Origin of the sequence: Phocaeicola faecalis, from assembly GCF_021730445.1 — a bacterium.
Taxonomy (GTDB): Bacteria; Bacteroidota; Bacteroidia; order Bacteroidales; family Bacteroidaceae; genus Phocaeicola; species Phocaeicola faecalis.
The window spans coordinates 1-594 of record NZ_JADNRM010000055.1 but is presented as its reverse complement, the minus strand read 5'-3'; the positions used below and the strand labels follow the sequence as shown (position 1 = coordinate 594).

Genomic DNA, 594 nt, shown 5'->3' with positions numbered 1-594 from the left:
CACTACATCGTTTCCGATGAAGAAGGGGTGAAGGAAGTGGACAAGTCACAGGTTCTTCTTGCTGAAAACGGCAAGGGAAATTTGTCGGAAAGCAGAAACGGTTTTCCCGGATGTCCGACAAACTTAACAGAAGAAATAGAGGAGGAGTCTGTACAATTGGGAAGTGTTTGGGAGGTTATGAATACTGTAGGCTCGAAAGACATTAAAAAGGAAGTCGAACCAACATCTTTGGAAGATATCCGAAAGGAACTCGGAGTGAAGTCCTCGAAAGATATTAAAAAGGAAGCCGCGCTAATATCTTCGGAAAAAGCTGTTAANTTTGGAAGATATCCGAAAGGAACTCGGAGTGAAGTCCTCGAAAGATATTAAAAAGGAAGCCGCGCTAATATCTTCGGAAAAAGCTGTTAAGAAGGCGAAATCACGCTCCTTGATGCAGGAAGTGACCGCTTTCCTTACCTCCCGCTACCGCTTCCGGTTCAACGTGCTGACCGAGGAAACCGAGGTGGCGGGCGTGGAACACAGAATTCCCGATGACCACTTGCGCTACGCCAAGGTGGACGAACGGTGGATGAACTCGCTCAGTCTGGAGGCCAT

Annotated in this window: 1 pseudogene; it reads left to right on the top strand. The window is 47.4% G+C overall.

Features of this window, described 5'->3' with window-relative positions:
• Positions 1-346: 346 nt before the first annotated feature.
• Positions 347-594, top strand: a pseudogene (locus IR173_RS18330) (VapE domain-containing protein); the annotation flags it as partial.